General features: G+C 45.8%; 25 protein-coding genes. 6 read left to right on the top strand and 19 right to left on the bottom strand.

The window, feature by feature from the left end; translation table 11 throughout:
• Nucleotides 1-56 precede the first annotated feature (56 nt).
• On the bottom strand, nt 57-326 hold the full coding sequence (locus VEJY3_RS05675) for a hypothetical protein (protein ID WP_014231480.1): 270 nt from the start codon (nt 324-326) through the stop codon (nt 57-59).
• A gap of 191 nt (nt 327-517) precedes the next feature.
• On the opposite strand from VEJY3_RS05675, the gene mnmA reads away from it, so the two are divergent.
• The 3 genes from mnmA (at nt 518) to purB (ending at nt 3,810) form a co-directional block, all read left to right on the top strand.
• Complete coding sequence (gene mnmA, locus VEJY3_RS05670) at nt 518-1,660, top strand: tRNA 2-thiouridine(34) synthase MnmA (RefSeq protein ID WP_014231479.1); 1,143 nt, start codon at nt 518-520, stop codon at nt 1,658-1,660.
• Between the two features lie 10 nt (nt 1,661-1,670).
• Nucleotides 1,671-2,288, top strand: coding sequence for a high frequency lysogenization protein HflD (gene hflD, locus VEJY3_RS05665; RefSeq protein WP_014231478.1), 618 nt, complete (start codon nt 1,671-1,673; stop codon nt 2,286-2,288).
• A 151-nt stretch (nt 2,289-2,439) separates the two neighbouring features.
• Nucleotides 2,440-3,810, top strand: coding sequence for an adenylosuccinate lyase (gene purB / locus VEJY3_RS05660; protein ID WP_014231477.1), 1,371 nt, complete (start codon nt 2,440-2,442; stop codon nt 3,808-3,810).
• 97 nt (nt 3,811-3,907) lie between these two features.
• Here the strand turns inward: purB and VEJY3_RS05655 are convergent, their stop codons facing one another.
• The 9 genes from VEJY3_RS05655 to htpX form a co-directional block, all read right to left on the bottom strand.
• Nucleotides 3,908-4,396, bottom strand: a complete 489-nt coding sequence (locus VEJY3_RS05655) for a DUF3833 domain-containing protein (RefSeq protein ID WP_041170322.1) — start codon at nt 4,394-4,396, stop codon at nt 3,908-3,910.
• Nucleotides 4,397-4,440: 44 nt separating this feature from the next.
• The gene (locus VEJY3_RS05650; protein ID WP_041170210.1) at nt 4,441-5,037 is read right to left on the bottom strand and encodes a chalcone isomerase family protein; all 597 of its coding nucleotides are present in this window, start codon (nt 5,035-5,037) and stop codon (nt 4,441-4,443) included.
• Nucleotides 4,997-5,509, bottom strand: a complete 513-nt coding sequence (locus tag VEJY3_RS05645) for a DUF2878 domain-containing protein (RefSeq protein ID WP_014231474.1) — start codon at nt 5,507-5,509, stop codon at nt 4,997-4,999. Before VEJY3_RS05645 ends, VEJY3_RS05650 begins: the two co-directional genes overlap by 41 nt.
• A gap of 6 nt (nt 5,510-5,515) precedes the next feature.
• Nucleotides 5,516-6,772: a cyclopropane-fatty-acyl-phospholipid synthase family protein gene (locus VEJY3_RS05640; RefSeq protein WP_014231473.1), complete on the bottom strand. Its 1,257-nt coding sequence runs from the start codon at nt 6,770-6,772 to the stop codon at nt 5,516-5,518.
• A complete protein-coding gene (locus VEJY3_RS05635) occupies nt 6,766-7,575 on the bottom strand; it encodes a DUF1365 domain-containing protein (protein ID WP_041170321.1) in 810 nt (269 codons plus the stop codon). The genes VEJY3_RS05640 and VEJY3_RS05635 overlap by 7 nt, the downstream gene beginning before the upstream one ends.
• 1 nt (nt 7,576) lies before the next feature.
• Nucleotides 7,577-8,869, bottom strand: a complete 1,293-nt coding sequence (locus VEJY3_RS05630) for an NAD(P)/FAD-dependent oxidoreductase (protein ID WP_014231471.1) — start codon at nt 8,867-8,869, stop codon at nt 7,577-7,579.
• A gap of 13 nt (nt 8,870-8,882) precedes the next feature.
• The gene (locus VEJY3_RS05625) at nt 8,883-9,608 is read right to left on the bottom strand and encodes an SDR family oxidoreductase (RefSeq protein WP_014231470.1); all 726 of its coding nucleotides are present in this window, start codon (nt 9,606-9,608) and stop codon (nt 8,883-8,885) included.
• On the bottom strand, nt 9,605-10,024 hold the full coding sequence (locus VEJY3_RS05620) for a nuclear transport factor 2 family protein (RefSeq protein WP_014231469.1): 420 nt from the start codon (nt 10,022-10,024) through the stop codon (nt 9,605-9,607). The genes VEJY3_RS05625 and VEJY3_RS05620 overlap by 4 nt, the downstream gene beginning before the upstream one ends.
• Nucleotides 10,025-10,227: 203 nt before the next feature.
• Nucleotides 10,228-11,097 carry a protease HtpX gene (gene htpX, locus VEJY3_RS05615; protein ID WP_014231468.1) on the bottom strand — a complete coding sequence of 290 codons (870 nt, stop codon included), beginning with the start codon at nt 11,095-11,097 and terminating at the stop codon, nt 10,228-10,230.
• Nucleotides 11,098-11,409: 312 nt separating this feature from the next.
• Here htpX and VEJY3_RS25790 point away from each other — a divergent pair, with 312 nt between their 5' ends.
• On the top strand, nt 11,410-11,577 hold the full coding sequence (locus tag VEJY3_RS25790) for a hypothetical protein (RefSeq protein WP_014231467.1): 168 nt from the start codon (nt 11,410-11,412) through the stop codon (nt 11,575-11,577).
• Nucleotides 11,578-11,646: 69 nt separating this feature from the next.
• Here VEJY3_RS25790 and bioD read toward each other — a convergent pair whose 3' ends face one another.
• From bioD to bioB, 4 genes are read right to left on the bottom strand one after another with little or no spacing between them, the layout of a single operon-like run.
• Nucleotides 11,647-12,330, bottom strand: a complete 684-nt coding sequence (bioD, locus tag VEJY3_RS05610) for a dethiobiotin synthase (RefSeq protein ID WP_014231466.1) — start codon at nt 12,328-12,330, stop codon at nt 11,647-11,649.
• Nucleotides 12,327-13,133: a malonyl-ACP O-methyltransferase BioC gene (bioC, locus tag VEJY3_RS05605; RefSeq protein WP_014231465.1), complete on the bottom strand. Its 807-nt coding sequence runs from the start codon at nt 13,131-13,133 to the stop codon at nt 12,327-12,329. The genes bioD and bioC overlap by 4 nt, the downstream gene beginning before the upstream one ends.
• A complete protein-coding gene (gene bioF, locus VEJY3_RS05600; RefSeq protein WP_014231464.1) occupies nt 13,133-14,284 on the bottom strand; it encodes an 8-amino-7-oxononanoate synthase in 1,152 nt (383 codons plus the stop codon). Before bioF ends, bioC begins: the two co-directional genes overlap by 1 nt.
• A complete protein-coding gene (gene bioB, locus VEJY3_RS05595) occupies nt 14,271-15,323 on the bottom strand; it encodes a biotin synthase BioB (RefSeq protein WP_014231463.1) in 1,053 nt (350 codons plus the stop codon). The genes bioF and bioB overlap by 14 nt, the downstream gene beginning before the upstream one ends.
• A gap of 129 nt (nt 15,324-15,452) precedes the next feature.
• Here bioB and bioA point away from each other — a divergent pair, with 129 nt between their 5' ends.
• Nucleotides 15,453-16,730 (top strand): adenosylmethionine--8-amino-7-oxononanoate transaminase, encoded by a 1,278-nt coding sequence (gene bioA / locus VEJY3_RS05590; RefSeq protein WP_014231462.1) that lies wholly within the window; start codon nt 15,453-15,455, stop codon nt 16,728-16,730.
• 83 nt (nt 16,731-16,813) lie between these two features.
• Here bioA and serS read toward each other — a convergent pair whose 3' ends face one another.
• The 5 genes from serS to lrp all read right to left on the bottom strand — a co-directional run bounded on the left by serS (nt 16,814) and on the right by lrp (nt 24,001).
• On the bottom strand, nt 16,814-18,121 hold the full coding sequence (serS, locus tag VEJY3_RS05585) for a serine--tRNA ligase (RefSeq protein ID WP_014231461.1): 1,308 nt from the start codon (nt 18,119-18,121) through the stop codon (nt 16,814-16,816).
• Between the two features lie 93 nt (nt 18,122-18,214).
• A complete protein-coding gene (locus VEJY3_RS05580; RefSeq protein WP_308507399.1) occupies nt 18,215-19,504 on the bottom strand; it encodes a replication-associated recombination protein A in 1,290 nt (429 codons plus the stop codon).
• A 66-nt stretch (nt 19,505-19,570) separates the two neighbouring features.
• On the bottom strand, nt 19,571-20,197 hold the full coding sequence (gene lolA / locus VEJY3_RS05575; protein WP_014231459.1) for an outer membrane lipoprotein chaperone LolA: 627 nt from the start codon (nt 20,195-20,197) through the stop codon (nt 19,571-19,573).
• 76 nt (nt 20,198-20,273) lie between these two features.
• Nucleotides 20,274-23,354 (bottom strand): DNA translocase FtsK, encoded by a 3,081-nt coding sequence (locus VEJY3_RS05570; protein WP_014231458.1) that lies wholly within the window; start codon nt 23,352-23,354, stop codon nt 20,274-20,276.
• Between the two features lie 152 nt (nt 23,355-23,506).
• Nucleotides 23,507-24,001, bottom strand: coding sequence for a leucine-responsive transcriptional regulator Lrp (gene lrp / locus VEJY3_RS05565; RefSeq protein WP_005378234.1), 495 nt, complete (start codon nt 23,999-24,001; stop codon nt 23,507-23,509).
• A gap of 156 nt (nt 24,002-24,157) precedes the next feature.
• On the opposite strand from lrp, the gene ald reads away from it, so the two are divergent.
• Entirely contained in the window at nt 24,158-25,282 is a 1,125-nt protein-coding gene (gene ald, locus VEJY3_RS05560; RefSeq protein WP_014231457.1) for an alanine dehydrogenase, read from the top strand.
• Nucleotides 25,283-25,361: the final 79 nt, after the last annotated feature.

The raw sequence follows: 25,361 nt of genomic DNA, 5'->3' as shown, positions 1-25,361 counted from the left end.
GGCAATAACAGCCATTATAGCAAACGTTTGCCCGTCTCTTTTTTCTCCGCGATGACTTATTCGCCTTCCATAAAGCTTAAATCTGGCAGTTGATCCAGGTGCTCGCTATAACGTTTCAGACTAAACTCACCTTCGTTTTTCATCACATCAAACACTTCAATCGACATCGCACATGCCATCATTGCCACTGCATCTTCGCGAGGCGTCCCCGTCATCACTAGACGCATAAGTGTTTCTTTGGCTTTCATCGGATTGCCGTCTTCTAATTGATTTTCAACAATCTCAATTAACTCAGCTTCTTGCATAAATTGGTTTTCTTCAGTCATCTTGATATTACCTCTTGGATTTTCGGCAACTATGCCATATATATCCCTTCTATACTTATCGAATTCTCACACAGTGCTCTCTTTCGGTTAAATTTACATCAAAATCGAAGTGTGATTTCGCTCTCGGATCTGTCACCGGTTTGTGGATTCTGGTAGAATCTGCCTCCCGTTTATTTAAGTGGTGTTTAGTAATGTCTGATAACAGCCAAAAGAAAGTCATCGTCGGTATGTCCGGCGGCGTTGATTCATCTGTTTCTGCGTATCTTCTAAAGCAACAAGGCTACCAAGTAGAAGGCCTGTTCATGAAGAACTGGGAAGAAGATGACAACGAAGAATATTGCACAGCAGCAGAAGATTTAGCCGATGCTCAGGCAGTATGTGACAAGCTTGGCATCCACCTACACACCATTAACTTTGCTGCCGAATACTGGGATAACGTATTTGAGTATTTCCTTGCTGAGTACAAAGCAGGTCGTACGCCTAACCCAGACATTCTTTGTAACAAAGAAATTAAGTTTAAAGCATTCCTTGAATTTGCTGACGAAGTATTGGATGCAGATTACATTGCAATGGGCCACTACGTACGCCGTTCTTTCCCAGAAAGCTCTTTACCTGGTGAAAAACAGGAGAAGCCACAAATGTTACGTGGCTTGGATAGCAACAAAGACCAAAGCTACTTCCTATACACATTGAGCCACGAACAAGTTGCGCGCAGCCTGTTCCCGGTTGGTGATCTGGAAAAACCTGAAGTACGTCGTATAGCGGAAGAACAAGGGCTAATTACAGCGAAGAAGAAAGACTCGACTGGTATCTGCTTTATCGGTGAGCGCAAGTTTACTGACTTCTTAGGCCGTTACCTGCCAGCTCAACCAGGCAACATCGAAACGCCAGAAGGTGAAGTCATTGGCCAACACCAAGGTTTGATGTACCACACGCTAGGTCAACGCAAAGGTCTGCATATTGGCGGCCGTAAAGGCGGCGATGGTAATGAAGATCCATGGTTTGTTGGAGAGAAAGATCTTGAACGTAACGTACTGATTGCGGTTCAGGGTAAAGACCATCCGATGCTAAAATCAGAAGGTCTACTTGCATCACAGCTGCATTGGGTAGATCGTGAGCCAATTCGCGATGTTATGAAGTGCACGGTAAAAACTCGTTACCGTCAGCAAGATATTCCTTGTACAATCATCCCTATCGATGATGAGAACATTAAAGTGATCTTTGATGAGCCACAAATTGCAGTGACTCCAGGTCAATCCGCTGTGTTCTATAAAGATGACGTTTGTCTGGGTGGCGGTATCATCGAACAACGCATTAAATATTCTCAAGCTTAGGAGTTGTTACGTGGCGAATACACTTTATGACCGTACTATCGCGTTTGCTGGCATTTGCCAAGCTGTTGCTTTGGTTCAACAAGTTGCGAAAAACGGACATTGTGATCAAGATGCCTTTGAAACATCCATTAACGCCATTTTGAACACCAGTCCAGCCAACACGATTGGCGTGTTCGGTCGCGAAGCCGACCTTAAGCTCGGTCTGGAGTGTTTGGTTAAAGGAATCGATAGTACGCCGTCTGGAAGCGAACTCACTCGCTACATCATTAGCCTGATGGCATTGGAACGTAAATTGACGGCGCGCAACGACGCCATGTCTCAGCTCGGTGATCGAATCCAGATGGCACAGCGTCAAACCGATCACTTCGAGTTGATGGACGACCAAATGATCAGCAACCTGGCAAGCATTTACCTGGATGTAGTTAGCCCTATCGGTCCGCGTATTCAAGTAACTGGTACGCCTGCTGTCCTGCAACAGACCTCGATTCAGCATAAAGTTCGTGCACTACTATTGTCTGGTATTCGCAGTGCGGTACTTTGGCGTCAGGTTGGTGGTAAACGTCGCCACTTGATTTTTGGTCGCAAGAAAATGGTCGAACAGGCACAAATCCTGTTGGCCCGTATGTAAGAATAACAATAACAAGCTCGCGTTTATCGCGAGCTCGTTTTTTTTAGCTTAAAACCACTCTCGCGCAAACGTTTGCGCAATGTTCGTGACAATTGCCACAGTTATTGGTATAACGCTCACGAAATTTAGAAACCCAATTCAGGAGAACATCATGGAACTGTCAGCATTGACTGCTGTTTCACCAGTAGACGGCCGTTACGGAAGTAAGACGATTGCGTTACGCGAAATTTTCAGTGAATACGGTCTACTTAAATACCGTACTATCGTTGAAGTCCGCTGGTTACAAAAGCTAGCTGCTACTGCTGAAATCGCAGAAGTGCCAGCATTCAGCGCAGAAGCTAACCAATTCCTAGACGACCTTGCTGCAAACTTCTCTGAAGAAGATGCGCGCCGAATCAAAGAGATCGAGCGCACAACTAACCACGACGTAAAAGCGGTTGAGTACTTCCTAAAAGAAAAAGTGGCCGATGTACCTGAACTGCACGCAGTTAATGAGTTTTTCCACTTTGCATGTACTTCTGAAGACATCAATAACACGTCACACGCTCTAATGCTTAAAGAAGCACGTGAGACGGTAATTCTTCCAGAAATCCGCAACCTAATCGACGCAATCAAAGCACTTGCTGTTGAATACCGTGACATTCCACTTCTGTCTCGTACACACGGTCAGCCAGCTTCTCCATCAACAATGGGTAAAGAGATGGCTAACGTGGCGTACCGCATGGAGCGTCAATACAAGCAGATCGAAAACGTTGAGATCCTAGCGAAAATCAACGGCGCAGTAGGTAACTACAACGCTCACCTTTCAGCTTACCCAGAACTAGACTGGCACAAATTCAGCGAAGAGTTCATCACTGAATCTCTAGGTGTAACTTGGAACCCATACACAACTCAAATCGAACCACACGATTACATCGCTGAATTGTTCGACGCGGTTGCACGTTTCAACACAATCCTAATCGACTTTGACCGTGACGTTTGGGGTTACATCGCACTAGGCCACTTCAAGCAAAAAACTATCGCTGGTGAGATCGGCTCTTCTACGATGCCACACAAAGTTAACCCAATCGACTTTGAAAACTCTGAAGGTAACCTAGGTCTTGCGAACGCTGTATTCGGCCACCTAGCGCAAAAACTGCCAATCTCTCGCTGGCAACGTGACCTGACTGACTCAACAGTTCTACGTAACCTAGGTGTTGGTGTTGGCTATGCAGTAATCGCATACACTTCAACGCTAAAAGGCATCAGCAAGCTAGAAGTTAACCGTGAAGCGCTTCTTGCTGAACTTGATAAGAACTGGGAAGTTCTAGCAGAGCCAGTGCAAACTGTAATGCGTCGTTACGGCATCGAGAAGCCATACGAGAAGCTAAAAGAGCTAACTCGTGGTAAGCGTGTAGACGGTGAAGCAATGCGTGTATTTATCGATGGTCTTGAGCTTCCTGAGCACGAGAAAGCTCGTCTTAAAGAAATGACGCCAGCAAACTACATCGGTCAGGCAATCGAGCTAACTGATAAGCTGTAAGCGCTAATTTAATTAGCCAGACATTGAAAAGGTTGACGTGAAAGCGTCAACCTTTTTTGTTTTATACGGGTTTTGATAATGGCAAAGATACGTAACGTTATTGCTTTTGAAAAAATAACGTTATGGTCCCTACTTCGACACCAAACTTCTTAATTTTAGTCAGGTTAAACACGTGTCTGTCATCTTGACGATAAAGCCAGTCATCAAAAGCGACAGTGATGGTGTCGTCATCCATTTTCAACTCAAAGTCATACTGCCACTGTAATGCGTTACCTTGCTCCTGGCCGGTTGCCACGCCAATAATGTCGTCTGCTTTGCCCTCATAACGGTTATTCTCTAATCTGGTGATCACCCAAATTCGCTGGTCCACTTCGCCATCATCAAACAAGAAGTCTTCTACCAGTGTTATTTGATTACCTTGTACCGTACCAACAATCTCTACTTCGAATCGTCTGGTTTGTTTATCAGAGTAGTCTTGGAGCATTCCCCATGCTTTTACATTGCCATCGAAATAGCCAAACAAATCAAAGCTGGGTTTCGTCGTCTGGTAATTGTCTAACTCTGCCGAGCAGGAGCTAACAAGCATAGTAACGGCGCTCACCACCAAAACGATGAACAATTTGAAGATCTTCACTGCGAAACCTGCCCTATCAATTGTTTACGAAGTTTCGGAAACTCGGTTTTTGGTGACAACCAAATGGAGAGAAAAGCATCGTTTAATGCTTCATCTTTGACATAGCCAACCGTTTGAGGATAAGCATCTCCAGCACGACGATGAAGAAGATGCCCGGTTTGACCATCTGTTACATAGGCAAGCTCGTCGCCTTTTTTAATGGTTGGATACATCATATTAAGAATGGATAACCATTGTTGACGAAGGGATTTTTCTATTCCCAGCTTTTGCCACTGCTCATCGGTTACTTCTAACAACTGTTGCTTGGTGACGTCGCGCTTATAATAAATTTCGAGCGCAATTGGATGAGGAGATACATCCGCACTCACCTGATAGCGTCCATCCGGAGCTCTTAACCGTGACTCGTAAATATCAAAGATGAACCAAGTCAGCTTTGCTTCACCGACCGTTTTCCATTGACGCCATTGCGCTGTATTCACATGGGCGGTATCGGCACCCGCACTCTGTGCATACAGCGGAACCGGCAGAATCAGCCCAGAAAGGAGTAACACGCTAATTAGATTCTTGGTTAACTTTCCCTGTAAACTTTTCATTTCCATACACCCTGAGTATCAATTGGGTTACAACGCACCATTCCAAGAATAAAACCATCAGCGTGAAGGTAACATCGTAACCAAAATCAACAGCCTGGAGTTTGTAGCCAGCGAAATAACTCGCAGCTCCCCCAATGCCGCCTATTATTGATACGTAAGTTTTAGGAAAACGATACAAAACGGATTTTAGCTGGTAGGCATACCAGGCAAACATTGCCCATAAGCACAGCAACCATATTGGCAGCCAAATCGTTAGGAAGCTCAGAAGCGAAAGCTGTTGGTTAAGACTATCCAGGGCGAGCCCGAAAATAACGATGACAGCGATGGGTTTCAATGACGTCGCATCGCGTATCGCACAGTAGGCAATGGTGGCCAAAGTAAAACCAAGGGTAAACCATTGCCACTGATAGGTACCTAGTACCGCAGCAAACCAGCAAAGTTGAAACCAGGTTGATGCAATCAATACTCTCATGACGAATTAAGGTCGCTGAAAAGTCATGTGTACTGTGCTAATGGTTCGTGCTAAAAAACCACCCTCGCAATAACTCATGTAATAACGCCACATTCGAATAAATCGGTCATCATAACCTAGCGCGCGAACTTCTTTCTCAGCTTGATTAAACCGGCGATGCCACTCATTGAGTGTTTTCGCATAATCGAGGCCGATATCGAACAGGTCTCGAACGACAAGATCACTGTACTTTGTTGCCGCTTGAGTCAGAGAGGTCACTGAAGGTAAAAATCCACCTGGAAAAATGTACTTCTGAATAAAATCGACGTTATTGCTGTAATAGTCATAACGCTGATCGGCAATAGTGATCGCCTGAATAGCCATTAAACCACCGGGTTTCAGCAGTGACTCACACTTCTTAATATAAGACGGCAAAAACGCTTTCCCCACCGCTTCAATCATCTCTATCGAAACTAACTTGTCATACGTGCCATCAAGGTTGCGATAATCTTCTTTAAGCAAGGTGATTTTATCCGACAAGCCTTTCTCTTCAATCTGTTGCTTGGCGTAGGCGTGCTGTTCTTCTGAAATGGTGGTGGTGGTCACCCGGCAGCCATACTGCTCAGCCATATAAATCGCCATCGCGCCCCAACCGGTACCAATCTCAATAACGTGATCGGATGCTTTTAGATCGATCTGTTGGCAAAGACGATCCATTTTATTGATTTGCGCCTGCTCTAGTGACTCACTATCTTGGCGATAAAGCGCAGATGAATAGAGCATATTGCTGTCTAGAAATGACTCATACAGCGCATTGCCGAGATCATAGTGCGCATGAATATTTTTACGAGAATTCTCTTGAGAATTGCGGTTTGCCCAATGGCTGACTTTGTAAAACAGCTTGGTTATCCAACTACCCTGCTCTTCGATTTGATCTAATGCTCGCATGTTTATCGCCATTAGCTTCATCAATGCCGTCAGGTCTGGGCTATCCCACCAGCCGTCCATGTAAGCCTCACCTGCAGCGATACTGCCACCTCGTAAAATACGTGAGTACAAACCGGGATGTTTCACCTCGATGGTCGCCGACACAGACTCCTCGCGATACATACCAGCCGGTGCTGTAAAACGTTCGCTTTTTTCTGCTGCGCCGGAATTAAAGCTCTCGATTAAGGTTAAACAACCAAATTCCATTTTTTTCAAACATTGAACGATCACTCTGCGAGCCGCTTTTTGAGTGGTACTCAATTCGCACGGCAATGTGATTGCACTACTATTCAACATGCAGAATTCTCCTTGTTATTGCTTTCCTTTTTTTTCTTTTCTGGCTGCGTGTTATTTTCGTTGGAGTATTTAGGGTGAGAATAAAAAGGCGCACCTTTTCTCCATAACTTCAATGCGTGCCAGTAAATTCCAAACACCACTTTGACTGTTTGTATCGGTGTGATGACCAAATACTTCATCAAGCTTTTACTAGATAATACTGTCGCTTTCATTGCCATGGTTGCATCAAAATGCTTACCATCTTTATGGCACTCTAAATGAATATTGAGCTTGTCGGTCAGTGGTTTAATCTTCCAGTGGTACTGCTGGTCAATTGGGTTAAACGGGGAGACATGGAACGCTTTTTCCTGCTTCCAGCCAAATTGTTCATCATCCTGATCAGCAGAAACGGCATAATAATGACGCTCATTCCACGGTGTATTGCTTACTTCAGCCAGCAAATATTTCCATTCACCCTGCTTGTTATAAACATAGTAGAAATTAACCGGACTAAAATAGAGCCCTAAATAGCGCAAGTGGCAAACCGCAATGACTCGACCATCACATTTCACGCCTGTCAGGCTTTCTAATTTGTCTTGTACTGCCTTTTTAAGGCTGCCCTCACCGACATAGTCACTGCGCTTAAACCGCGCCCAATGCCACCAGCGTGTTCCAAATCCCCACACTTTCTTTTCAAGCTGATCAATCTCGTCAACATCAATGGCTGGCATGAATAACGAATAGTTCAATTCGTGCGACACGGGAGTGAAGCGACGATGTCTTACATTGCCAATAAACAATCGGCTGTTCATACCGCTAGCCATGTTATGCTGCGCCTCTTTGTAGCGTAGTAACATCTTGTACTTTCGTTTTCTCTTTCATCGCTTTGACTACATCCAAAGCACTACGCACACCATCTTCATGAAACCCGTTATGCCAATAAGCCCCACAGAACCAGGTATGTGCAACGCCCTGAATCTCACTCCTTCTCTGTTGAGCCGCTATAGATTCGGTCGTAAAAACGGGATGATCATAAGAGAACTTACGAAGAATTTTGTTTTCATCGATCTGCTCAGTGCTATTCAACGTTACGCAAAAAGTATGAGGAGAATCTAAATGCTGAAGTATGTTCATATCGTACGTGAGTGACGGTAATCGTTGTTTCTCGCTGTCGCTCCCCTCTAAAAGATAGTTCCAGGAAGCCCAGGCTGCTTTGCGTTTCGGCAGCAAACTTGTATCAGTGTGCAGAACCACCTCGTTGGACTGATACGCCATATCACCAAGAATACTTCTCTCCTCGTCAGACAGCTGACTGAGCATTCTCATTGCCTGATCACTGTGGCAAGCAAATATCACTTCATCGAACCACTCCGTAGTCCCATTGACGTGCAATAGCACACGATCTTTACTTCGCGTAACGCTTTCAACCGGACTGTTGAGACGGATATTTTGTGCAAACCCTTGAGTCAATGGCGGAATGTAAGCGCGAGAACCACCTTTGATCACATACCACTGTGGACGATTCGTCACATCAAGCAATCCATGATTCAAGAAGAAACGTAAGAAAAACATCAACGGAAATGCACGCATATCCGCAAGTGTAGAAGACCAAATGGCCGCCCCCATAGGAAGAATGTAATTGTCAGTGAAGAACTCACTAAATTTATGTTCATCGAGAAATTCGCCAAGCGTTTGCAAATTGGTGTTTTCGTTCTTGGCGAAGGCTTTCGCTAACTTGTTGAAACGAAGTATCTCGTAGATAAAGCGATAAAACTTTGGATTTAACCAATTACGCTTTTGCGCGAACAGTGTAGAAATCGTGTGACCATTGTACTCTAACCCGTTTCCGTTGTTACGGACGCTGAAGCTCATTTGAGTTGGTATACCTTCTACGCCAATTTCATTCATCATCTTGATAAAATTTGGATAGGTACGGTCGTTAAAAACGATAAAGCCAGTGTCAATTGCATACTCTTTTTCATCAACAGTGACATCAACGGTTGCTGTGTGCCCACCGATGTAATCATTCGCTTCAAATAAAGTGATGTCATGTTCTTTATGCAAGTAATAACCGCACGTCAGTCCGGATATCCCTGTGCCTATAATTGCAATTTTCATATTTTCTTCCTTTTTACGACACGAGTTTACGCATTAAGCGGGCTTGCCAGCGGTATGGAAACAACGAAATGAAGCGAAGAATGCTGGTAAACCTCGCAGGGAAATAGATGTGACTTTTATTTGCTGAAAGCTGCTTCCTGATCGAATCAGAGGCTTGCTTGACGGAAATGATCATCGGCATTTCAAAGGTGTTTTTGTCGGTAAGCGGCGTCTCGACAAAGCCAGGAAAGACCGTGATAACCTTTATCCCTTTCTTGGCGAGATCTAAGGCGAGTGTGCGGGCAAAGTAGCTCACAGCCGCTTTCGATGCCCCGTACGCCTCTGCTCTCGGTAAAGCCACTTCAGACGCAATAGAACCGACAATCACCACTCTGTGCCCCGCTTCAAAATAGCTCTGACAGGCTTCGACGCAGTTGGCCACTCCAATTACGTTAACGTTCAGCACTCGCGCCATGAGTCTCGCGTCAACGTGGCCATTGTCCATATACTCGCAATCGCCAGCGTTGAAAAACCAGGTATCTGGAACAAAGCTGAGTGATGACAGTGCATGCATGGTTTCTTCGTAATTCGTCACGTCAAACCGAAGGGTGTCGATCTGCGGTGAAACATCACTTAGCTCACTGAGTACGGATTCGTTACGCCCACAAGCAATGACACGCCAGCCAGAATTGGCGTAATCCAACGCAAGCTGCTTTCCTATGCCAGACGTCGCACCAGTAATCAAAATCGAGCCGCTCATTGCGATAACCTCTGCTTCACGATTTTTACCACCGCGCCAAGTAGGGGTAAGTTTTCATAAAGCATCTCGCCGAGATCAAAGTAGTCGCGATGATAAATAACTTGTCCTTCAGCAAACTTCAGATGAGAAGCTCCATTTACCAAAATTGGCGATCCGCCCTGTAACTTTGGATGGAGTAATTCCATGGTCCACGTAATAAACCCCGTATCATCCACCTGTTGGTGTTCATGAATGACAAAGTCACAGCGGATAACGTTGGTATACAGTGATTGAAAGTATTGGTAGAGAGCGGTTCTCCCCTCTAATCGATGCGCTGCGTCTTCAAACACCACATCAGGGTGATAAATTTCATCCAGCAGATGTAAGTTATCTTTGCTGAGCTGCTGGTAAATATCGACGACAGACCGTAATTCCATTTCGTTGCTCCTACGCACCTTCAACCGTTCATGTTGTACAAAAATATTATACGTACAACATAGACTAATCACATAAAGTTGTACAAAAAATATTTTGTATAACTTTGTTTCTTTTAGGTGTGATACGTGAACAAGGAAGGTAGCGATCAAACAAACGAAAAAAAGGCTTGGTAAAAACCAAGCCTTTTCAGAAAATTATTCGATTAGTACTGTTGATTGCGCAGAGCGTTAATACGCTTGTCTAGTGGTGGGTGGCTCATTAGTAGCTCTGTCAAAGACTGCTTACCGTTGATACCAAACGCCATCATAGTGCCATCTAACTTCGACTCTTGGCTCATTTTCAAGCGCTCAAGAGCAGCAATCATTTTTTCTTTGCCGACCAGACTAGCGGCACCAGCGTCTGCATGGAACTCACGATGACGGCTGTACCACATGGTGATGAAGCTTGCTAAGAAACCAAACACCAGTTCCAGTACCATAGAGACACCAAAGTAAACCATCATGTTTGAACCTTGACCTTCTTCCTCATCGTTAGACGCCACCATATTGGCGATAAAACGTGACAAGAAGATAACAAACGTGTTCACAACACCTTGCATCAGTGTCATCGTAACCATGTCACCATTAGCAATGTGACTCACTTCGTGCGCCAATACTGCTTCAGCTTCATCGCGAGTCATGTTATGTAGCAGACCCGTAGAAACTGCAACCAATGAGTCATCACGCTTTGCACCTGTTGCGAAGGCATTAATGTCTGGTGAATCATAAATTGCCACCGTTGGCATGCCGATCCCCGCTTGCTGAGCCTGACGACCTACTGTCTCCAGTAGCCAGTGCTCTGTTTCGTTACGTGGGCTTTCGATAACCATACCGCCAACCGAACGCAGTGCCATGCCTTTTGACATCATTAACGAAATCAGTGCACCACCAAAACCAAAGACCGCAGCCATAACCAGCAAACCAGACAAACTGCCCGGCTGCATTCCCGTTGTAGCGTAAACAATATTCAGAACAACACTAAGAACTAGCACAACGGCTAGGTTAGTTGCCAGGAATAACATAACTCGCTTCATTACTTTTCTCCGAGGAAGCTTATTGTTGTAAAAGCCGATCCCATTTGGTTTCGTACTCCGTTGCGTTATAGATATAGTCTATCGCTGTTAAAAACAAGGTTAAGCAATAAATTGCAACATTTGTTTTCTCAACTGAAATAAATCGTAAATTTTTATAGCCTAAAAACAGTATTTTAGACCAGGTTTAGACTTTGGTCTTATTGTTCGATTGTTTCAGCGTGCTAAATTCAGGTCAGATGAACAAAAACAGAGCAAACTCTAAAGGCTTTCCGAAGCCGAGTAGCTCCAAATCCATGTCTTGAGGGAAAAATCATGGTAGAAACGAACGACTATCAAATGGCTATCGATTTACTACGTTGTCACCTAGGTATCTCAGAGGACGAGGCAAAGCAACAACTTGGTATTTCGACTGATGATCATATGGCTAATCGTATTGCAGAAACGCAACACGCATTGATGGGTCTCGGTAACGAAAAATAAACCTGAATTAGGTTTTCGAATTCGAATAATGGAAAGGGCTGCGCAATGCAGCCCTTTCGTTTTTCTGCTTTAGCGTTCAAGCAAAGGATCGATGTTAATGTATTTGCCGAGTTCTTTGCGCTTAGCACTAGGAACATAAGGGATCTCACCTAATTTGGGTGCACCTAAGCGAGATTCCAGCATCTCGATGATGTCCGCATAGTGCTCCGTTCCCGGGTTCACGCGATTTGCTACCCATCCAACAAGGTTCAAACCATCGGCTCGAATTGCCTCTGCGGTTAAAAATGCATGGCTCAAACAACCCAGTTTAATACCAACAACTAAAACGACAGGAAGCTGTTCTTGTTTGACCCAAGTAGAAAAATTGTCTGTATCCGAAACCGGGACACGCCATCCCCCCGCACCTTCAACCAATACCACGTCAGCCTGAGATTTATGCTGAGCCAGTTTTTCACTTAAAACGTCGTATTTAATTTCAACATCTTCATGTTTCGCGGCGATATGCGGCGAAGTTGGCAGCTCCAGTGCATACGGATTTATATCATCGTAAGCCACTTCTAGTGTCGCTGCTTTTTGTAAATGCAACGCATCTGAGTTGCGCCAACCTTGCTCTGTCTTTTCGCTTCCTGCTGCCACTGGCTTATAACCAATGGTATTTAACCCTTTTGCCGCTAACGCTTGCAGAATGGCTTTAGACGCTACCGTTTTTCCTACATCAGTATCCGTACCAGCAATAAAAAAAGCATCAATCATAGATGTATTACTCCAAAACAAACCTGATAACTTGCAGGTAAAAGACCTTTATCGTTTTTGAATTCTTGGTACGCACGTTCTACGTGTAAAAGTTTGCGGCGGCTTGTCAGCGCAGGAGAGCGCCCACTAACATGGGTTGCTCCGATACCTTTAAGGTCTCGCATAACAGAAAACGCAGAGTCGTACCAAACTGTGATGGAGGTCAAGTCTAGATGATGGTCATTGCAGTGAGCTTGCGCCAACGCAATTTTTACCTGATTGATCGTTATAAAGTTATTGACGTGTTGATATGCATCAATTTTTTTCCATGATTCACGTAGCTCATAGAGAGAACCATCAACCAGAGTAGAGAAAAAGCCAGCGCCCCCGTCCTTGAGAACTCGGCGTACTTCGCGTAACGGATAGCTTAAATCACGACACCACTGCAGCGCCAAACTCGAAAAGACAAAATCAAAGTGATGATCATCAAAAGGCAAGTTTTCTGCGTCGGCTAAAACATAGCGTGCTCTTGCATCGCCGCATCGTTGATGGGCCTTGTTTAACATCTCTTGAGAGATATCCACACACACCACTTCGGCACCACGTTGCTGGAGTAACTCAGAGAAGTAACCCGTCCCACAACCTAGATCTAATACGCGCTTCCCTGATAAATCTTCTGGAAGCCTTTCTAATAACCGATGCCCTACATCGCGTTGAAACGCCGCATGTGCATCATACGTATTGGCGGCTTTACTGAATGAAGTAGCGATAGCACTCTTATCTAGACTTTCAAGAGCCAGATCTCTCTGTTCTGCTTGATTCATTACCGCGCTCCTAGTGCTTGTTCAAGTACGTGAGATAATGTTTTGATTTGATCTTTGGTGTGATTCGCCGTCAAGGTGATACGCAACCGGGACGTCCCTGCTGGAACCGTCGGCGGTCGGATCGCCGTAACCCAGAAACCGTGTTGGCGACATGAGTCAGCGACACTTAACGCTTTCTCTGCATCACCGATAACAAAAGGTTTAATCGGTGTCAGTGTTTCAATAAAGCCGCTCATGCCGTGTAAGCATTCCTGATAGTAAGCACTTAACTCCGCCAACTTCTCTCTCCGCCAACCTTGCTCCTGAACGATGGAAACCGCATGAGTTAACGCATACGCTTGTGCAGGAGGCATGGCTGTCGAATAGACGTGATGGCGCGCGAACTGTGTCAGGAAGTCACCTGTCACGCGGTCACACAAAATGGCAGCACCGGAAACGCCAAACGCCTTGCCAAATGTGACTACGAGTATATCTGGCTTGATATTGGCCTTCTCGCACGAACCACCACCAGTATCGCCCAACACACCAATGCCATGAGCGTCATCCACTGCCAGCCAGGCATCATTTTCTTGAGTTATCTGGGCAAGCGCCGCAAGAGGTGAGCAATCACCATCCATACTAAAAACGCCTTCCGTCACCACTAAATGATTACATTCGGTATTGATAAGCGAGCTGAGATGTTCGAGGTCATTATGTTTAAAGCGTTTCATTTTAGCGGGAGACAACGCACCGGCTTCCATTAAAGACGCGTGATTGAGTCGGTCTTGCAATAAGACGTCTGACTTTTCCAGCAGAGTAAACAGCAATGCCTGATTGGCGCTGAAGCCCGAGCCAAACAATATTGCGCGCTCATAACCCAACCACTCCGTCAGTGCGGCTTCTAGATTACTGTGCGCAGCGCTAAACCCTGTCACCATAGGTGAAGCTCCGCTGCCACTGCCGTAAACACTTAGCCCCTGCTGCCAAGCCCGAACCAAAGATTGATCATTGGCCAAACCAAGGTAATCATTACTCGAGAAGTTGATATAGCGTTTGCCCGCGTGTTCCAGAACAGACTGGTTACCGGCAAACACTAAGTTCATTGAGCGATCCAGCCCCTGCTCTTTACGTTGAGAGAGTGCTGATTCGATACGAGATTTAAACGCTGGCATCGTAGAAAAGGTCGTCTTTAGTCGGACGAGCGGCAACACGTTCTACCACACGATCAAGCAATTCGTTCTCTTCAATTTCATCCGGCTTTTGCGAGACTTGCTGGCTGTTTATGCCTAACTTATCAAACAGCATCATATCTTTGTCTTCAGAAGGGTTTGGCGTTGTAAGTAGCTTACAACCGTAGAAAACAGAGTTCGCACCAGCCATGAAACACAACGCTTGCATCTGCTCATTCATGTTTTCGCGTCCCGCAGACAAGCGAACCGCAGATTGAGGCATCATGATTCGTGCGATAGCAATGAGACGAATAAAATCAAATGGTTCAACATCTTCGACTTTTTCAAGCGGTGTGCCTTTCACTTTAACCAGCATGTTGATTGGTACACTTTCTGGATGAGTCGGCAGATTAGCAAGTTCAACTAATAAACCAGCACGGTCGTTGGCACTTTCGCCCATACCAATGATGCCGCCCGAACAAATTTTCATGCCCGCATCACGAACATGAGATAGCGTATCCAGACGATCCTGATAAGTACGAGTTGTGATGATATTGCCGTAAAACTCAGGTGACGTATCGAGGTTGTGGTTGTAGTAATCCAAGCCCGCGTCGGCGAGTTGATTCGCTTGCTCTGGCGTCAACATACCCAGCGTCATACAGGTTTCTAAACCCATACCTTTCACGCCTTTGATCATATCCGTCAGGTGTGGCATGTCGCGCTCTTTAGGGTTTTTCCACGCAGCGCCCATACAGAAACGGGTAGAGCCTGCATTTTTCGCTTTTTGCGCCGCATCGAGGACACGTTCCACTTCCATTAGACGCTCTTTTTCAATGTCTGTGGTGTATCTCGCGCTTTGAGGACAGTACTTACAGTCTTCTGGGCATGCACCCGTCTTGATTGATAGCAATGTGCTAACTTGAACATGATTGGTTTGCTGGTATTGACGGTGAACAAGCTGTGCTTCGAACAGAAGATCCATAAATGGTTTTTCCATTAGCTCTTGTACTTCTGCATGCGTCCAGTTATGACGTACTTCCACGTGTATTCCTTAGATTACTTTTTTTGTTGTGTTGACAGTCTACTTAGTCTCGATAAACTGTCAACACAATCGCAAAATCAAAAGTTTACAATTGATTAATTTTTAATCTTTACAATATTGGAATTACACATGGATCTTGCCTTCGATCGCCAACATATCTGGCATCCCTACACTTCAACGCTGACTCCTCTGACCTGCTATCCGGTTGTTTCAGCTGATGGGGTCTACATTAATCTAGAAGATGGCACCCAATTAGTTGATGGCATGTCGTCTTGGTGGTCAACGATTCATGGCTATAATCATCCGCATCTGAACCAAGCGGCGCATCAGCAAATTGATCAGGTTTCTCATGTTATGTTTGGTGGTATTACGCACCAACCCGCTATCAATTTGTGTAAGAAGCTGCTCTCCCTCGCACCTGACAATCTCGAACACGTTTTTCTTGCCGATTCAGGCTCGGTCGCTGTAGAGGTAAGCCTCAAAATGGCGTTGCAATATTGGCATGCAAAAGGCGAACGCAGACCTAAATTCCTTACCTTAAAACACGGCTACCATGGTGACACGTTTGCCGCAATGTCGGTCACTGACCCCGACAACTCGATGCACTCGCTATACAAAGGCTTTCTGCCAGAACATATCTTCGCGGACTCTCCGACATGCGGTTATTGGGATGAATGGAACCCCGACGACTTGGCTGATTTTGCACAGAAGATCGAGCAGCATCACCAAGAACTTGCCGCAGTGATTCTAGAGCCAATCGTACAAGGTGCCGGGGGGATGCGTATTTATCATCCTGAGTTCCTTAAAGGTGTCAGAGCACTCTGTGATAAATATGAACTTCTATTGATTGCTGATGAGATTGCGACAGGATTTGGACGCACTGGAAAGCTTTTCGCATGTCAGCATGCCGATATTCAGCCAGACATCCTTTGTGTTGGTAAAGCATTAACGGGTGGCTATATGACGTTATCCGCCACTCTTGCGACCAAACATGTCGCCGATACGGTTTGCGGTGGCGAAGCAGGTTGCTTTATGCATGGGCCCACTTTCATGGGAAACCCGCTCGCTTGCGCGGTAGCAACCGCAAGTTTAGAGCTTATCGAGCAAGGAGACTGGCAGCAGCAGACTCGGCAAATTGAAACGCTTTTTTCTGAGTTGTTACCCAAGCTAGAACAATATGATGTGGTGAAAAATACACGTTGGCTTGGTGCAATAGGCGTTGTGGAAACTCATCGTCCCGTTAATATGGAAACGATTCAGGCGCTATTTGTTGAGCAAGGTGTATGGATTCGTCCGTTTGGCAAACTCATTTATATGATGCCACCATTTATCAGCGAGCCAGAACACATTGAAAGGTTGGTAAACGCGATTGAAACAGCGCTTCAACGTGAAGACTGTTTTTTATAACAACCACGCCCACTGATTTTGGTTTTTAGATATTAAAAAACCCAGCTCAAAAGCTGGGTTTTTGTATTTATTCAGTTTACTAATTAACCGATGTGCGTTGCGCCGCCCATGTACTTCTGAAGTGCAGTTGGGATTGCAATACGGCCGTCTGCTTCTTGGTTGTTTTCAAGGATAGCAACCATTGTACGACCTACCGCTAGGCCAGAACCGTTTAGCGTGTGCACAAGCTCAGGTTTCTTCTCGCCTTTACGACGGAAACGCGCTTGCATACGACGAGCCTGGAAGTCCCACATGTTAGAACATGAAGAGATTTCACGGTAAGTTTCTTGCGCAGGAACCCATACTTCTAGGTCGTAAGTCTTACGAGCACCGAAGCCCATGTCACCTGTACACAGAACGACTTTACGGTAAGGAAGCTCTAGAAGTTGCAGAACTTTCTCAGCGTGACCTGTTAGCTCTTCAAGTGCATCCATTGAGTCTTCTGGCTTAGTGATTTGTACAAGTTCAACTTTGTCGAACTGGTGCATACGGATAAGACCACGAGTATCACGACCGTAAGAACCTGCTTCTGAACGGAAACATGGCGTGTGAGCTGTCATCTTAAGCGGTAGATCCGCTTCGTCAGAGATCGTGTCACGTACCATGTTAGTTACTGGTACTTCAGCTGTAGGGATAAGTGACAGTCTACGCGGCTCTTCGTCGTTCACTTTCTCTTCAAGCGGCTCTGTGTGGAAAAGGTCTTTACCAAATTTAGGTAGCTGACCTGTACCAAATAGGCTGTCAGAATTCACTAGGTACGGTACGTACATTTCTGTGTAGCCGTGTTCTTCGGTGTGAAGATCTAGCATGAACTGAGCGATTGCACGGTGTAGGCGCGCGAACTGACCTTTCATCACGATAAAGCGTGCACCGGTAATTTTAGTCGCGCTCGCGAAATCAAGACCGTCGCCCATTTCACCTAGGTCAACGTGATCTTTCAGTTCGAAATCGTAAGTTTTTGGCTCGCCCCAACGAGAGATTTCTACGTTGTCTTCTTCATCTTTACCGTCTGGCACATCGTCAGCTGGCAGGTTTGGAACAGAAAGCGTGATTTCCTCTAGTTGAGACATCACTTGCTCAAGTTCCACTTTTTTAGCATCAAGATCGCTACCTAATGTACCGATTTGTTTCTTGATTTCTTCTGCGCCTTCTTTGTCGCCAGCTGCCATTTTTTGGCCGATTTGCTTGGAGATGGAGTTACGCGTGGATTGTAAATTTTCAACTTCTACTTGAATGGACTTACGTTGTTCTTCAAGGTTACGGATAGTCTCGACGTCTAGCTTAAAGCCACGACGCGCCAGTTTAGCAGCTGTTTCATCCAGCTCAGTTCGAAGTAATTTAGAATCCAGCATTGTTAATCCTATGCTTTTGTAGTTGTGAAATCGCGCACCAACATCTTGCTAGTACGCTATAAAAATTTACCGAATAAATGTATCCAAAAATGCCTACTTTTCATAGCGCTTTTGTGGGCTATTTGCGTCTAAAGTAGCCAAGTAATCTAACTTTTCGCCGATCTTGGTCTCTAGACCTCGATTTGTCGGCTCATAGTACTTACGATCATCCATTTCCGGTGGCAGATATCGCTCACCCGCGGCATACGCTCCCGGCTCATCGTGAGCATACCGATATTCAGCGCCGTACCCCATGTCTTTCATCAAACTTGTTGGTGCATTACGCAAATGATGAGGGACTTCGTACTCGGGTAAGTTATGCGCGTCTGAAAGCGCTTGTTTCCAAGCCACATAGACCGCATTACTCTTAGGCGCACACGCAAGGTACACGATCGCCTGAGCAATCGCACGTTCGCCTTCTGCCGGACCAACACGCGTAAAACAGTCCCAAGCAGAGAGCGCAACTTGCATAGCTCGAGGATCCGCATTTCCGATATCCTCGGAAGCAATCGCAAGTAATCGACGTGCAATGTATAAAGGGTCACAACCTGCAGCGATCATTCTCGCAGCCCAGTACAGTGCTGCATCTGGGTTAGATCCGCGAATTGATTTATGTACCGCAGAAATCAAGTCGTACCAAATGTCGCCTTTGTTATCAAAACGAGAGACTTTTTCCCCTGCGACTTCGGCCAGTAGCTTAAGCGTGATCTCTTTCTCACTTTGAGCGTTGTCTTCGGCCATATCGTAGAGCAACTCAAGGTAATTAAGCGACATGCGAGCGTCACCGTTAACCAGTTCTGATAAGCGATCGAGCACGTTATCAACAAAGTGGGCAGGTATCTTACCCAGACCACGCTCTTTATCGTGAATTGCTTGATTGAGCGCCTGTGCAATCTCGTCTTTATTCAGTGAGGTCAGTTTATAAACACGCGCCCGAGACAACAATGCGTTGTTGAGTTCGAAAGACGGGTTTTCTGTGGTTGCACCGATGAAGGTAACCGTACCATCTTCAATATGCGGAAGGAAAGCGTCTTGCTGAGACTTGTTAAACCGGTGTACCTCATCCACGAACAATATCGTGCGGCGACCCGTCATTTTATTTTCTCGTGCTTTCTCAATCGCAGCACGTATTTCTTTCACGCCAGACGTCACTGCAGAAACACGCTCCACCTCTGCATTCGCGTAATTCGCTGCGACTTCTGCCAACGTCGTTTTGCCGGTACCCGGAGGCCCCCACAAAATCATTGAGTGGATATTCCCGGCTTCCAATGCACGACGTAAAGGTTTCCCCAGACCTAAAATATGCTGCTGTCCGATATACTGTTCGACCGTTTGCGGCCTCATACGCGCAGCAAGGGGACGAAAATCTTCGTCCCCCGAGAAATCTAGTGTGTAATTCGTCACTACCCGTTAATTCCTTTGGTCATCCACTTCCACTCCTTTTGGAATCGTGAATGTGAATCGGTTGGCTTTTGGTTTTCCTAGCTTCACGTTACTGAATTTGAACAGGCCTCTTTGACCATCTTGTTCAATCACATTGAAGCCTTTTACGATACCTTTTGCATCGATATTAATCTGGAAACGACCTTGCGTTGAATCGACGGCTGTCGGGATCAGTGTGAACTCGTTACCTTTTTGAGAGACTTTGTAATTATCCCAATCACTTGCGCGATTACGAGTCAAAAGCACAAATGGTGTTTGTTCTGCCGCTTGTTCTTGCCAGTAAATGCTCACTTGTTCGATAAATGGGCTGTAATACCAAAGCGTTTTACCATCAGACACCAACAAGTTTTCGTCTGGGAATGTCGTACTCCAACGGAACAAACTCGGACGGGCAATCTCAACGGTCCCTTCCCCTTCCATCACCGTTTCCCCTTCAGGGCTGATGACTTGTTGAGAAAAGTCGGCACTGAAGCCTTCGTTAATTGATAAACGCTTGCTTAACTCTGCTTTTGGGGATGCGGCATACGCAGTTGAGAATATAGAGAAGCTTAAAACAAGCGCGGAGATGAGTTTCGCTGAAAATCGTTGTTTCATTCAAATACCTATCACTATGGTCGAAAAGACCGAATTTTACTCACCTCTTTGGACTGAGGTGAGTAAGACAAGTTCATTAATCTTTTGGCGGCGCAGGCGCGAGAACTTCGCGGTTGCCATTGTGGCCCGGTGCACTGACGATACCTTGAGCTTCCAGTTGCTCAACGATTCGAGCCGCTCGGTTGTAACCGATTTTGAAGCGACGTTGCACTCCTGATACAGAGCCACGACGTGACTGAACGACGTGCTCAACCACTTGATCGAACAACGGGTCTACATCTTCATCAGATTCCATCTGTTCGCCCGGGAGTAAGCTTTCCGGACTCTGATCGCCGCTGATAATCTCATCGATGTAGTTTGGTTTGCCGCGAGCTTTCCAGTTATTCACGACAGCATGAACATCGTCATCTGAAGCAAATGCGCCGTGCACACGTATGGTGTGGCTTGAACCCGGCGGCAAGTAAAGCATATCACCCATACCCAATAGCGATTCAGCACCACCTTGGTCTAGTATCGTACGCGAGTCCGTCTTGGTTGATACGGTAAATGCCACACGCGTTGGGATGTTCGCTTTAATCAGACCGGTAATAACATCAACTGATGGTCGCTGAGTCGCAAGAATCAGGTGAATACCCGCTGCACGTGCTTTCTGTGCCAAGCGTGCAATCAGTTCTTCGACTTTTTTACCGACGACCATCATCAGGTCAGCAAACTCATCTACGACAACAACGATGTATGGTAGTTTCTCTAACAGCGGTGGCTCAGTGTCCATGCTGTCACCTTCTTGCCAGAATGGGTCATGAATTGGGTGACCCGCTTCCGCAGCCATCTTCAGTTTTTCATTGAAGCCTTTAACGTTACGAACGCCTAGCGTTGACATCAGTTTGTAACGACGTTCCATCTCGCCTACACACCAACGGAGAGCGTTAGACGCGTCTTTCATGTCTGTCACAACTTCAGAAAGTAGGTGCGGAATGCCTTCATAAATTGAAAGCTCCAACATTTTCGGGTCGATCATGATAAAACGCAGATCTTCCGGAGACGCTTTGTAGAGCATACTCAAGATCATCACGTTTACACCGACCGACTTACCCGAACCGGTTGTACCAGCCACCAGCACGTGAGGCATTTTAGCAATATCGGCAATGACCGCTTCACCAGCAATGTCCTGGCCAAGCACTACCGTTGTCGGTGATTTAGCCTGCTCAAATTGAGGGCTGTTGATAACGTCGGAAAGGTATACGGTCTGACGGCTCATGTTCGGCAGTTCCAAGCCAACGTAAGGTTTACCCGGAATCACTTCAACAACACGTACTGCCATGGCAGACAGCGCACGAGCCAAGTCCATTGAAAGGCCAGAAATACGGCTGACTTTTACACCCGGCGCCAAATCCAACTCAAATCGAGTGATAACAGGGCCTGGATAAATACCTACCACGTCCGCCTTAATTTTGTAATCTGCCAACTTACTTTCAACCAATCGAGCGACCTGCTCTAACGCGTCACGATCAATAAAGTTCTCGCGTTTTTCCGGATGATAAAGAAGCTCTAGAGTTGGTAATGGCTCTTCTGGCACAGGCAGGTTTTCTTCTTGTTTCATCAAGAATGGGTTTTGTGTTGCTGCCACTTTAGCTTGAGCACCAGCTACCATGTTCTGGAATGCAGCCACATCTTGATCGCCCTCAGAAACCTCTTCAACTTCGACCACAGGAGCAGGCTCAAATGTCTCACGTGGTGACGGTTCAGACCTTACAAACGGCTCGCTTGATTGCGTTATTGAAGCCTCTGATTGAGGAACAACTGTCGGCTCTGGTTGAGCAGCAACGTACTCGTCCTCATCTTCGTCATCAACAACATCAAAGTTCGAAATCGTTGGCTCAATATGCTCGCCGGGTTCTGTCTGCTCAGAAATGTTATCCAAAGAGGCAGGGTCTATCACTGGCTCTTCAAATGGTACTGAATCAACGTGAGCCTGCTGTGCTTGCTCCGCTGCGAACTGAGCATACTCAGCGTAGTCCGGTTCACTTTGGAATGATGTTGTATCAGTCTCTTCATGTTCAGCAGGGCGTTGTGGCTCTGAATAATTCTGTTGTGTCGAGGTTAGCGTTTGTTCAGGTTGCTCTTCCAACGCCCAATCGTCAGCCTGATGAGCAGCCGCTTCCAGCTCTTCAATCGTGACATTCAGCTGTTTAGTGCGTTCCACTGATGGATCAACATGACTCGCGCTGAATGCCTGCGTTTGAGGTTCTGGTTTGGAATACGCCATTGCCGGCTTTTCTGCTGCAACCGAAACAGGTTTTACCGAATCCGCCAACGGTTTTGACGCGCGCGGTTCCGGCTGAGTTTGCGGCATATAAATAGGATATTCGTGCGGCGCTTCTTTAGGCTCTTCGACATCATATGCGGTCAAGTGAGGAAGTGGTTCTTCTTCCTGTTCGACCTCAGCGCGTCTTGTGGTCACTTTATCTTCAATAAACTCATCAAGTTGAGGTTCCAGTGTCTCCTGCTCTGAGCCTCTGAGTTTATTAGCAATACCATTGACTAACCCTAGGGAGCGATCGCCTAACCATTCGACAATGTTTAACCAAGATATTCCGGTAAACAGAGTAAAGCCCGCGCCCCACAAGAACAACAGAACTAACGTTGTCCCCAAAATATTGAGTGTAGGTAATGCCAGGCTGGAGAGTACGTCGCCTACAACGCCACCCGATGAGAAATACCAGATATCATCGAAATTAATATCGGCCAAACCACAACTGGTCATAATTAGAACAACAAGACCAAGTAGTCTTGTGCCCCAAAGCATAAGATCGATTGGCTCGTCTTCGCCGCGCTTACGACAAAGCACCCATGCCGCCGCTGCCAATAAGAAAGGTAGAGGGTAAGCCAATGAGCCAAACGTGAAAAATAGAGTATCGGCTAGCCAAGCGCCAAACAGGCCACCAGCATTATCGATCTCCCCTCCCCAAGCAGTTTGGGACCAGGAAGGATCGGCAGGGCTAAAGGTAAATAACGCTACAGCAAGCAATACCGAGCTAAGAACGCCCACAATAAAGCAGCACTCTTTCAAGCGTTGGAAGCCATTTAAGCGTGAAGACTGAGGCTCTTCACTTGTTTTGATGATGGTTTCGACTTTCTTTGCGTTCTCTTTGAACATAAATCAACTTGAATATGGAAATGAATTAGGAATTTGCAAAACATTCCGAGCGGCATAAAGCCGCTCGGTAAATTGATTTAACCATATCAAAGAGAAAAACCCAATTACTCAATGCCGAAAGCGGAAGCATATACCGCTTTCTTTGCAAGAAATTAACGAGTTTTAATCACAAGCTGGTTAGATTGTTTCACTTCTTCCATAACAACGTATGTACGAGTGTCGTTTACACCAGGTAAACGTAGAAGCGTATCGCCAAGTAGTCGACGGTAAGCACCCATATCTGATACACGAGTTTTAAGAAGATAGTCAAAGTCACCTGATACTAGATGACATTCTTGGATATCATCCAGTTTTTGAACCGCAGAGTTAAACTGCTCGAACACATCTGGTGCGCCACGGTTTAACGTAATTTCAACGAACACTAAAAGTGAAGCGTCCAAAAACTGCGGATTCAGTAACGCAGTATACCCTGTAATGTACCCCTGACGTTCTAATCGACGTACACGCTCCAAACACGGCGTTGGCGAAAGGCCAACACGCTTTGAAAGTTCTACGTTCGAAATACGACCGTCTTTCTGCAATTCATTAAGAATGTTGCGGTCGATACGGTCTAGTTCCTTGGACGGCTTTTTATAGTTGTCTGCCATTTTTTATTCCACCTTATTACTTCCTTGCAAAAAAATATACTACAACTTTTTAATATTTGGTGCCAAATATTACAAATCTATAACTATACTAGCTATTAATTCGATAATAACACCCTACAAATAGTTAAAATAACCATTATAGAAAGAGGATACAGGATGATCATTGGCGTACCTAAGGAAATCAAAAACCACGAATATCGTGTCGGTATGATCCCAGCAAGCGTGAGAGAGTTAATCTCACATGGTCACCAAGTTTTAGTTGAGACCAACGCAGGTGCCGGCATTGGTTTTACAGACGATGATTACATCGCTGTCGGCGCATCCATTCTCCCTCATGCTGCAGACGTTTTCGCGCAAGCAGACATGATAGTAAAAGTTAAAGAACCCCAAGCAGTCGAGAGAGCAATGCTCCGCGAAGGGCAAATTTTATTTACTTATTTACACCTAGCACCAGATTTTCCACAAACTGATGAGCTAATCAAGAGCAAAGCTGTCTGTATAGCCTATGAGACTGTAACAGATAATATGGGTCGTTTGCCACTGTTAGCACCAATGTCTGAAGTAGCAGGTCGGATGTCTATTCAAGCAGGTGCACAAACGCTAGAAAAATCACACGGTGGTCGTGGTTTACTGCTTGGCGGCGTACCTGGTGTTGAACCTGCGAAAGTGGTCATTGTGGGCGGCGGTGTCGTTGGCGCAAACGCAGCTCGTATGGCTGTGGGCCTTCGTGCAGACGTCACTATTCTCGATCGTAATGTCGATACTCTGCGTAAACTGGACGAAGAATTCCAAGGCCGTGCTAAAGTCGTTTATTCTACAGAAGACGCGATTGAGAAGCATGTCGTAGAAGCTGACCTAGTAATTGGCGCAGTTCTTATCCCAGGTGCAGCTGCACCTAAACTGGTGACAAAAGAACACATTGCGAAGATGAAGCCAGGCGCAGCGGTAGTTGATGTGGCTATCGACCAAGGTGGTTGCTTTGAAACATCGCACGCAACCACTCACGCTGAACCTACATACATCGTCGATGAAGTCGTGCACTACTGCGTAGCAAACATGCCAGGTGCCGTTGCCCGTACTTCTACTTTTGCATTGAACAACGCAACGTTACCTTACATTTTGAAACTAGCGAATAAAGGCTACCAAAAAGCCCTTCTCGACGAGAAAGGTTTCCTTGAAGGACTAAACGTTATTCACGGCAAAGTGACTTGTAAAGAAGTTGCCGACAGCTTTGGTCTTGAATATGTAGAAGCAGAGCAAGCGATTGCAATGTTCAACTAATGACAAAATAATTCATTTTTGTCACGTTTTGTTTACAAAAGCCCACTGGCAGGTGGGCTTTTTCCTATAGAGCATTTAG

This window comes from Vibrio sp. EJY3, from assembly GCF_000241385.1.
Taxonomy (GTDB): domain Bacteria; phylum Pseudomonadota; class Gammaproteobacteria; order Enterobacterales; family Vibrionaceae; genus Vibrio; species Vibrio natriegens.
The sequence above is the reverse complement of the archived record's forward strand: the minus strand, read 5'-3'. Positions and strand labels throughout refer to the sequence as shown.